Here is a 9,121-nt window from a genome sequence, read left to right as displayed (position 1 = left end):
GGACCGGCGATCGCACAACTGTGGATAACCCCCGGGGACTGGGAACTGGCTATTGCTAGTTCCCAGTCCCCGGGGGTTATCGCGAGTCAGGCGAGGAGGGCGGCTTGGGTACGGGCGACTTGGGTCGCGAGGGTGACCTCGTCGGCGGTTTGGAGTACGTCGTGCTCTACGACGGGGCGGCCGTTGGCGAGGAGGAGGGCTAGGGGCGGGGGCGTAGAGAGGGCCAGCGCCGCGATCGGGTCGGGGATGCCGGCGTGCGGGAGGGTGTTCAGGTTCCACACGGCTAGGTCGGCTTGTTTGCCGGGTTCGATCGAGCCGATGTCGTCGGAGCGGCCCAGGATGCGGGCGCCGTCCAGGGTCGCCATCTCCAGGGCGGCGCGGACGGTCAGTGCCTGCGGGCCGCCGCGGGCGCGGGCGAAGAGCAGGGCGTGGCGCAGTTCCTCCACCAGGCTGCCGGATTCGTTGCTCGCGGCACCGTCTACCCCCAGGCCGACAGGAGAGCCGGCCGCGCGGAGGTCCGCCGTACGGGCGATGCCGGCGCCGAGGCGGGCGTTCGAGCTCGGGCAGTGGGCGACGCCGGTGCCGGTGCTGCCCAGGTGCTTGATCTCCGCGTCGTCGAAGTGGATCCCGTGCGCGAACCAGACGTCCGGACCGGTCCACCCGAGACGGTCGGCGTACTCGAGAGGCGTGCAGTTGAACGTCTCCCGGCACCAGTCCGTCTCGTCCGTGGTCTCGGCGAGATGGGTGTGCATCCGCACCCCGCGCCGTCGCGCCAGCTCCGCGGACTCGCGCATCAGCTCGCCGCTCACGCTGAACGGAGAGCACGGCGCGACCACGATCTGCAGCATCGAGTCGGGGGCCGGATCGTGCCAGCGGTCGATCGCGGCCTCGGTTGCGATCAGGATCTCGTCGCGGTTCTCGACCACGGAGTCGGGCGGCAACCCGCCGTCCTTCTGACCTCGGTCCATCGACCCACGGGCCGGATGGAACCGCAGCCCGATCTCACTCGCCGCGGCGATCTCCGCGGCGAGCAGATCGCCACCGTCGCGGGGAAAGACGTAGTGGTGATCGGCGACAGTCGTGCAGCCGGTGCGCGCGAGTTGGGCGAGTGCCGCCCGCGCCGCGACGTACACGGTCTCCTCAGAGATCCGCGCCCACACCGGGTACAGCGTCGTCAGCCACTCGAAGAGGGTCGAGTCTGCGGCGAGACCTCGCGTGACCCATTGGTACAGGTGCTGGTGCGTGTTCACGAACCCCGGCGTGACCAGGCAGCCGCGTCCGTCCACGACGCGAGCATCGTCGTACGCCGGAGCAGACCCTGGACCGGCCGCGACGATACGGTTGCCCTCGACAACTACGTGGCCGGTGAACTCGCGGCGGGCCGGATCGAGGGTCGCCACGTAGGCGCCCTCGACCACGATCCTCGACATGGTCAGCAGAACCCGGGTGTCGCGTGCCAGGCACTGCCGGCGTCGCTGGCGTCGTCGCGCGTCACGGTCGCCTCGATCAGGCCGTACGGGCGATCGGCGGCGATGAACACCTCACCGGGATTCTCGACGCCGAACGGGGACAGGTCGACCAGGAAGTGGTGCTTGTTCGGCGCCGAGAACTTGATCTCGGCAACCTCCGGGTGCTGCTCCAGCACCGCCTCGCCCATGCCGTACAACGTCTGCTGCAACGCAAGACTGTGGATCGTGGCGAAGCGCGAGAGCAGCAGTCCCTTGATCTCGTCGTACGACTTGTCCCAGTCGACCTCTGTGTGGTCGTAGCGCCACCGCGCGACCAGCGACGTCGCCAGGATCCGGTCGTTCGTCTCCGGCAGCGTCGTGTACTCGTCCTTCAGGAACCCGTGGAACTCCGACCCGGTCGACTTCAGTACGACGAGATCGCTGATCCCTGACACGACGTAAGACTTCCGCTCCGCGCCCCGGCCCTCCACGTTGACGACCGTGTTCCGCACGCCGCCGCCGGTCCGGACGAACGAGTGGTCGTGATCCTGACCGTCGACCTGGATCCGCTCCCAGGCGTACTCCTCGACCTCGATCCGAGCACCCTCCGCGGCCGGCGACGCGTCCAGGAAGCGCGCGCCGAGCGTCAGCGCGTAGTCCTCGATCGCACCGATGCCCTTCTCCTTGGCGAACGCGAACGCGGTGTTCTTCTGCGTGTCGGTCGGCAGTACGTCGGACTGGTCGCCGGTCGTGTGCGCGTCCTCGAAGTTGCCGCGGAGCGCGGTCGACACGTTCAGGTCGCGGATCTGGTGGCGGGGCGTGTCACGGTAGATGCGGACGACGCGGTTCTCGGCTTTGCCGTACTGGTTGGCTCCCAGGTGGATGGCCATCTGAGGTCAGCTCCCTCGGTAGGTGGAAAACGCGAACGGGCTGAGCAGCAACGGGACGTGGTAGTGCCGCTCGTCGGCGACCGTGAAGGTCACGGAGACCTCGGGAAAGAAGATGTCCTGGCCGGTGGCTTCCGCGTACGCCGCGACGTCGAACCAGAGCCGGTACGTCGCGTGCTCCAACGCCGGTGCGAGCTCCCCGATCCGCCCGTCGGCGTCCGTCGTACCGGTCGCGAGGACGGCGTCACCGTCGTACAGCCGGACCGGAACACCCTGCGCCGGTCGCCCCAGCGCGGTGTCCAGGACGTGCGTGGACAGAGAACTCATGCCGCCACCACCTTGCTCAGCCGGAGCAGCGCGATCTTGCGCAGCTCCTCGTGTACGACGGTTGCCTCGGTCGCGTCGTCGTGCGTGAGGCGGGTCCGCAGGCTGTCCAGCATCTGCGCCGCCGACAACCCCGTGGCGCAGATCAGGAACACCCGGCCGAACCGCACCTCGTACTGACGGTTGCCATCGGCAAGCTCCTGCCGGACGCCGGCGTCGTCGCCGACACCCGCCTGCTCGTTCCGCGACCAGGCGGCCTCGGTGCCCGCCCCCTGCGGCCGGTCACCGATCCGCGGGTGCGCCTGCAGCGCGCGATCGACCTCGTTGTCGTCGAGCTCCCGCAACGACTGGTCGGCGACCGCGGTCAGCGCGGCGAGATCGCCGTACGGCCGCTTGGCCAGGATCGCGTCGACCCAGCGGGGCACGTCACAGCAGGCCGCCAGCGCCGGCCGGAGCCGGCCGGTCGGAGCGGAGTTGAACTCCTGCAGGTCCACGGATCACACCTTCTCGAATCCCGAAATCGACTTTCCGTATGACGAGAGTGGCAGGCAGCAGGCTTGTCGTCAACAGTTTGTTGAAAATCAGCGAGCGCGGTTCAGGTAGTTGTAGACGGTGAAGCGCGTGACGCCGAGCGCCTCGGCGACGATCTCGGCCGACTTGCGGTACTCGAAGGCTCCGCGCGCCTCCAGCAGCAGCACGGCCTGCTGCTTGTCATGCCGCGACAGGTCGCGCAACGGTCCGCCCAGTTCGTCGGCGACACCGGCCAGCAGACTCTGCACGCCACCTTCCTTCTCGGACGGCTTGGGAGTCTTGGAGGGCAGGCGTACGGCGACCACGGGCTTGCCGTCCCAGGCGAGGGTCACGTCGTCCGCGCGGGCCTCCGCAGCGTCGACGAGTTGTGCGTTCAGCCGCTCGACGAGCGGCGTGATCGCCTGCACCAGCGGGTGCTGTTCAGGCATCGCGCCGTACCTGCAAGGTCACCTGGCTCGCGCCGCCGGCGAACGCTGCCTCGAGCACCTTCGGGAGCGCCGGCAGCAGAAGATGCTGCTCGCCGCTGACCTGCGTACCGAGTGGGCCGAACTCGCAGTCGAGCCCGGCTGCCTCCGCCGCCCGCAACGCCTCAGTGGCGTGCGCAGGCGGCGACCCCTCCACATCGAAGGGTTCCGTGGTGAACTCCGCAACGAGTCGCATGTCGCGAGGCTAGCTCTCCGGGACTGCTCGGCGCGCCAGTTTGGCGAGGTCGGTGGTGTCGAACTCCGACGTCTCGATCGCGCCGCACTCGATGCCGCGCAGGACGAAACCAGCGAGGGCGGCGGCCGTTGCGGGCTCGTCGAGGTAGCCGGACTCGCCCTCGCCTAGGTACGCGCGGAGACGTTGCGCGGCCTGGTCGAAGCCTTCCCGGTAGAACAGGTACGTCGCCGCGAAGCGAGTCGGGAGTTGGGCAGGGTGCATGTCCCAGCCCTGGTAGATGCCGCGTGCGAGCGAACGACGTACCAGCCGGAAATGCAGGCGCCAGGCGTCGTGGACCGCGTCGCCGACCGGAAGAACGTTGGTCGAACCATCGGATACGAACACGCCGGTGCCGGCCGCGGCCAACTGCATGACGTCCTTCGCGTGGTCGGCGACCGGATGCTCCATGCTCTGGTACGCCGCCGCGACGCCGAGCGAGGCGGAGTAGTCGTAGGTGCCGTAGTGCAGACCGGTCACGCGCTCACCGCCGGCCTTGATCATCCGGGCGATCAGCGCGGTGCCGTCCGCGCCGAGGATCGCCTGCGGCGTCTCGACCTGGATCTCGAACTTCAGCGGCGGCAACGAGCCTTGGCGCTCGAGCGTCTCGAGGACGAGCACCATCGCTTCGACCTGCTCGACCGACGTCACCTTCGGGAGCGTGATGACGAAGCCGTCGTCGATCGCGCCCAGGTGCTTGAGGAAGAGGTCGAGCGTCCGCACACTACGACGCCTGGTCGGCGCTTCGAGCGACTTGATCCGCAAGCCTTGGTACGGCGTCTGCTTGCCGGCTGCGAAGACCTGGGCGGCCGCGATCGCCGCGGCGTCCTCCTCGTCGTCCGGCCGGTTGCCGTAGCCGTCCTCGAAGTCGATGCGGAGGTCCTCGATCGGCTCGCGCTCGAGCTTGGCCCGCACGCGGTCGTACACGTCGTCCGCGAGTTCGTCGGGCAGATCCAGCACCGTCGCGAGCTCCGCCGCGGATCCGCCGTACTTGTCGAGGGCCGCGCGTGCCTGCGCACCCCAGTCCTCCACTGTGCGTACGTCGTACCGGTCGGCCGGAACGTACACGGTGTGGACCGGCTGCCGGACCCCGCGATCGCCGCGATAGTCCGCGGTCAGCGCCGCATCCGCGGCCACCAGCCGCCGGTCAAGCTCGGTCACCAGATCATCCAGGCTCACTGCCGCCTCCTTTTCCGTATTGTGGAGACTAATATCTACCTTGCGGAAGATACAAGCAGTCGCGCTTCCGGGATCTGGCGCTAAACTTCCGTGATCCGGAAAGGTGGTTGTCATGGCGGAGACGAACGGCAAGGGACGCACCGGCAGCGTGCAGTCCATCGAGCGGGCCTTCGGGCTGCTCGAGACGATGGCTGACGCGGGCGGGATGATGGGCCTGTCCCAGCTGGCCGCGGCCTCCGGCCTGCCGCTGCCGACGATCCACCGGCTGGTTCGCACCTTGGTCGACCTCGGCTACCTGCGTCAAGAGCCGTCGCGGCAGTACGTGCTCGGACCGAAGCTGATCCGGCTCGGGGAGAGTTCGTCGCACATGCTGAGTGTGTTCGCCCGGCCGCATCTGGCCCGGCTCGTCGACGAGCTCGGCGAGTCCGCCAACATGGCGATGCTCGACGGCGACCAGATCGTGTACCTCGCGCAGGTGCCGTCGCGGCACTCGATGCGCATGTTCACCGAGGTCGGCCGCCGCGTCCTGCCGCACTGCACCGCGGTCGGCAAGGCGATCCTCGCCCAGTTCCCCGACGCCGCGGTCCGCGACCTCCTGCACCGCACCGGCATGCCGAGACACACCGACAACACGATCATCACGCCCGACGCCTTCACCACCCAGCTCCACCAGGCCTCCGACGCCGGCTACGCGATGGACGAAGGCGAACAGGAAGTCGGCGTCCGCTGCGTCGCAGTAGCCGTCCCCGACGCCCCCACCCCGCTAGCCATCTCCATCTCCGGCCCGGCCGGCCGCATGACCGAATCCCTGGTAGAACAAGCCATCCCCCTCCTGACCCAAGCCGCCAAATCCCTCTCCGACGACCTCCACTGAAACGAGGGGTCAGGGGGCGTAGGTGCGCCATTGTTCGGTTAGTTGGTAGCCGAGGGACTGGTTGGCCTGGAGGCTGGCTTGGTTGGCGGCGGCTCCGCCGGTGCTGAAGCGGCTGATGCCGATGTCCAGGAAGGCGAGGATCGAGGCGGCCTTGACGGCCTGGGCTACGCCGCGGCGGCGGTGGGTGGCTAGGACCGACGTGAAGGCGGTGTCGCCGAAGCCGTCCTTCTCGCGCATCACCGTCGCGCCGACCAGGCGGTTACCGTCGAAGGCGCCGAAGACCCGATGCTCCGGCCACAAGCCCGCGACATCGGCGAGCTCCCCGACCATGCGGTTGGTCGCGGGCGTGTAGGGATAGTCCGACTCGTTCGTCTTCTCCAGCGCGTGCAGATCCGCGGCTGACTCGGACCCGAGTTCGCGGAGCGTCAGTCCGCCGGCGGTCGCCCGGCGTACGGCGGTCTCCAGCAGCTCACGGTCCGGGTCGAACAGCCGGACCGCCCAGGACTCGGCGACCACGCGGTACCCGGCTGCTTCGAGCTCGGCGCACCGCGGGTCACCTTCCTGAACGATCTCGTATTCGGCCACGGGGTGATTGTCAGCCCAGCTTGCGCAGCAGCGGAAGGACATCCTCGGTGAACTGCGTGAGGAAGCGCTCCTGGTCGTTCCCCGGACCGTGTACGACGAAGTGGTTGAAGCCGGCGTCCAGGTACGGCTGGAGCTGCTTCACGGCCTCCTCCGGGTCCGACGCCACGATCCACCGCTTCGCGACCTGCTCGATCGGCAGCTCGTCGGCGAGCCGCTCCATCTCGGTCGCGCTGGTGACGCTGTGCTTCTGCTCCGCGGTCAACGACAGCGGCGCCCAGAACCGGGTGTTCTCCAGCGCCAATGCCGGGTCGCGGTCGTACGAGAGCTTGACCTCGAGCATCCGGTCGACGTCCTCGAACTTCTTCCCGGCCTTCTCGGCCCCTTCGCGTACGGCGGGAATCAGCTGCTCCGTGTAGAGCTCCATCCCCTTGCCGGACGTCGCGATGAACCCGTCACCGGCGCGCCCGGCGTACCGCGCGACGAGCGGACCGCCCGCGGCGACGTACACCTTCAGCGGGGTCTCCGGGCGGTCGTAGATGAACGCGTCGACGGTCTTGTAGTACGGACCCTCGGAGCTGACACCGTCCTTCGTCCACAGGTCGCGGATCAGCTGCACGGCCTCCCGCAGCCGGGCGAACCGCTCCTTGAACTCGGGCCACTCCCGCCCCGACACCGCGATCTCGTTCAGCGCCTCGCCGGTGCCGACGCCGAGCATCACACGCCCCGGGTACAGCTCGCCAAGCGTCGCGAACGCCTGCGCGATCACCGCCGGGTTGTACCGGAACGTCGGCGTGAGCACCGACGTACCGAGCAGCACCCGGTTGGTCCGCTCGCCGACCGCCGCCAGCCAGGCGAGCGCGAACGGCGCGTGGCCGCCCTCGTGCCGCCACGGCAGGAAATGGTCCGACACGGTCACACTGTCGAGCCCGAGCTCCTCGGCCCGAACGGAGTACTCCACCAGATCCCGCGGCCCGAACTGCTCCGCCGAAGCCTTGTACCCGACCCGAATGCTCACCCTCTGCTCCAAACGTCGTCTGCGCGTACTCCGGAACACAACCGCGCCCCGGTCCGACTTTATGCCGCCCGAGGTCGCTAACATCCAGAATCGTGAATGCAAGTGAAGCCCGAGTGTTAGGTCTGATCGGTACGACGTTCCGCGCAGCGCAGCTGCCGACGATCCAGGTGACAGTGCCGGCGGCACTCGCCGAGCGGGCTGTCGCCGCGTGGCAGCGGGACGCCGAGGACGCCGTACCGGAGCCGGAGCGCCCGGAAGATCGGGTACGTCGCCAACGCGCCGGAACGCTCGCACTGATCGGTCTCACGATCGCCAAACGCGGGCAGGTCGACGCCGACGGGAACACCGTCGTCGACCTCAGCCCGGAGCTCGTCGGGGTCGCGATGGACGCTGCCGACGACCTACACCTGCGCTGACGGCACGCCGTCGCGCTTGGTTGACTCTGCTGGTGGCGGTCGGCGAGGATGTTGGTCCGGCGCGGCCCGCGCCTCACCTTCGTCGACCGGCCCCAGCGCGGTCACAGTGAGAAGGCAAAGGGACTTCCTGTCTCGGGCCGCTCGTCCTGGTCTGCCGCCTCGACGGGATCGCTGGGGGATCGCGTGCGAGTGCGTGGAAGGCCAGATGACAGCGCACAGGAACTTCAAACAGCGGGTACGAGCCCGCGCCGCGAAAACCGGCGAGTCCTACACGACTGCCCTCCGGCACTTCCGTCCGACTCCACAAGGAGAACCAGACATGCCGGAAGAAACCACACTGCGGTTCGCCGTCGTCCAGTCGACGATGCGCCACGACCCGACGAACGCCGACGAGCTGCGCGCGGGCGGTGCCGAACTCCGCGACTTCATGAGGCAGGCGGCCGCAGCCGGCGCCCGCCTGGTGCACTTCACCGAGGGCGCGATCTGCTTCCCGAGCAAAAGCATCATGTCGTCGCTCGGCCCGGACGAAGTGGGCGCCTCCGATTGGACCAAGGCACAGTGGTCGGTGCTGCAGTCCGAGCTCGACCAGATCAACGCACTCGCGCGGGAGCTCGGGATCTGGGTGGTGATCCCCTCGGTGCACCAGCTGCCGGAGGGGCGCCCGCACAACAGCATGTACGTCGTGTCCGACGAGGGAAAGGTTGTCGCCCGGTACGACGAGCGCACGCTGTCGACCACCAAGGTGAAGTGGATGTACACGCCGGGGAAGCAGCCGGTGACGTTCGACGTGGACGGGTTCCGGTTCGGGCTTGCGCTCGGACTGGATGTTCTGTTCCCGGAGCTCTTCGTGGAGTACGACGGGCTCGGCGCCGACGGCGTCCTGGTGTCGTACGCGACACACCGCGTCTCGGGACATGAGCACATCGCGGTGCAGGCGCGTGGGTGCGCGGTGAACAACACGTCCTGGATCAGCCTCGCCGTGCCGGCGAGCCCCGAGGCCGGGCTGGCGGCGGGGGTTGTCGATCCCCGGGGCGAGTGGGTAGCGCAGGCCCCACTGGATGGATCGCCGGCACTTGCGGTGACCGACGTGCACCACGCCGAGACGACGCAGGTCGGCCGGGAGTTCCGTCGTCGTACGCGGGAGCGCATCAACTCGTAAGCCCTCA

The 9,121-nt window shown here is 68.7% G+C and carries 12 protein-coding genes; 3 read left to right on the top strand and 9 right to left on the bottom strand.

Annotation, left to right across the window (positions count from 1 at the left end):
- Nucleotides 1–86: 86 nt before the first annotated feature.
- The 7 genes from E0H45_RS12700 to E0H45_RS12670 all read right to left on the bottom strand — a co-directional run bounded on the left by E0H45_RS12700 (nt 87) and on the right by E0H45_RS12670 (nt 5,065).
- Complete coding sequence (locus E0H45_RS12700) at nt 87–1,430, bottom strand: 8-oxoguanine deaminase (protein ID WP_131337265.1); 1,344 nt, start codon at nt 1,428–1,430, stop codon at nt 87–89.
- A 2-nt stretch (nt 1,431–1,432) separates the two neighbouring features.
- Nucleotides 1,433–2,338, bottom strand: coding sequence for a factor-independent urate hydroxylase (gene pucL, locus E0H45_RS12695; protein ID WP_131337263.1), 906 nt, complete (start codon nt 2,336–2,338; stop codon nt 1,433–1,435).
- Between the two features lie 6 nt (nt 2,339–2,344).
- Nucleotides 2,345–2,662 (bottom strand): hydroxyisourate hydrolase, encoded by a 318-nt coding sequence (gene uraH, locus E0H45_RS12690; RefSeq protein ID WP_131337261.1) that lies wholly within the window; start codon nt 2,660–2,662, stop codon nt 2,345–2,347.
- Entirely contained in the window at nt 2,659–3,153 is a 495-nt protein-coding gene (uraD, locus tag E0H45_RS12685) for a 2-oxo-4-hydroxy-4-carboxy-5-ureidoimidazoline decarboxylase (protein WP_131337259.1), read from the bottom strand. The genes uraH and uraD overlap by 4 nt, the downstream gene beginning before the upstream one ends.
- A gap of 87 nt (nt 3,154–3,240) precedes the next feature.
- Nucleotides 3,241–3,618 carry a helix-turn-helix domain-containing protein gene (locus tag E0H45_RS12680; RefSeq protein WP_131337257.1) on the bottom strand — a complete coding sequence of 126 codons (378 nt, stop codon included), beginning with the start codon at nt 3,616–3,618 and terminating at the stop codon, nt 3,241–3,243.
- The gene (locus E0H45_RS12675; RefSeq protein WP_131337255.1) at nt 3,611–3,850 is read right to left on the bottom strand and encodes a thiamine-binding protein; all 240 of its coding nucleotides are present in this window, start codon (nt 3,848–3,850) and stop codon (nt 3,611–3,613) included. The genes E0H45_RS12680 and E0H45_RS12675 overlap by 8 nt, the downstream gene beginning before the upstream one ends.
- Before the next feature lie 9 nt (nt 3,851–3,859).
- Nucleotides 3,860–5,065: a DUF6986 family protein gene (locus E0H45_RS12670; protein ID WP_238154935.1), complete on the bottom strand. Its 1,206-nt coding sequence runs from the start codon at nt 5,063–5,065 to the stop codon at nt 3,860–3,862.
- 112 nt (nt 5,066–5,177) lie between these two features.
- Here E0H45_RS12670 and E0H45_RS12665 point away from each other — a divergent pair, with 112 nt between their 5' ends.
- Nucleotides 5,178–5,939: an IclR family transcriptional regulator gene (locus E0H45_RS12665; protein WP_131337251.1), complete on the top strand. Its 762-nt coding sequence runs from the start codon at nt 5,178–5,180 to the stop codon at nt 5,937–5,939.
- 9 nt (nt 5,940–5,948) lie between these two features.
- On the opposite strand, the gene E0H45_RS12660 is transcribed toward E0H45_RS12665, so the two are convergent.
- Together E0H45_RS12660 and fgd are read right to left on the bottom strand one after the other, a co-directional pair.
- Nucleotides 5,949–6,524, bottom strand: a complete 576-nt coding sequence (locus E0H45_RS12660; protein ID WP_131337248.1) for a GNAT family N-acetyltransferase — start codon at nt 6,522–6,524, stop codon at nt 5,949–5,951.
- Nucleotides 6,525–6,534: 10 nt separating this feature from the next.
- Nucleotides 6,535–7,539: a glucose-6-phosphate dehydrogenase (coenzyme-F420) gene (fgd, locus tag E0H45_RS12655; RefSeq protein ID WP_131337246.1), complete on the bottom strand. Its 1,005-nt coding sequence runs from the start codon at nt 7,537–7,539 to the stop codon at nt 6,535–6,537.
- A gap of 92 nt (nt 7,540–7,631) precedes the next feature.
- Between fgd and E0H45_RS12650 the strand changes: the two genes are divergently transcribed.
- Together E0H45_RS12650 and E0H45_RS12645 are read left to right on the top strand one after the other, a co-directional pair.
- Nucleotides 7,632–7,955, top strand: a complete 324-nt coding sequence (locus tag E0H45_RS12650; protein ID WP_202872269.1) for a hypothetical protein — start codon at nt 7,632–7,634, stop codon at nt 7,953–7,955.
- 319 nt (nt 7,956–8,274) lie between these two features.
- Nucleotides 8,275–9,114: a carbon-nitrogen hydrolase family protein gene (locus E0H45_RS12645; RefSeq protein ID WP_131337242.1), complete on the top strand. Its 840-nt coding sequence runs from the start codon at nt 8,275–8,277 to the stop codon at nt 9,112–9,114.
- The last annotated feature ends 7 nt before the right edge of the window (nt 9,115–9,121 follow it).

The sequence above is a fragment of the Kribbella soli genome (genome assembly GCF_004331345.1).
Lineage (GTDB): Bacteria > Actinomycetota > Actinomycetes > Propionibacteriales > Kribbellaceae > Kribbella > Kribbella soli.
The sequence above is the reverse complement of the archived record's forward strand: the minus strand, read 5'-3'. Positions and strand labels throughout refer to the sequence as shown.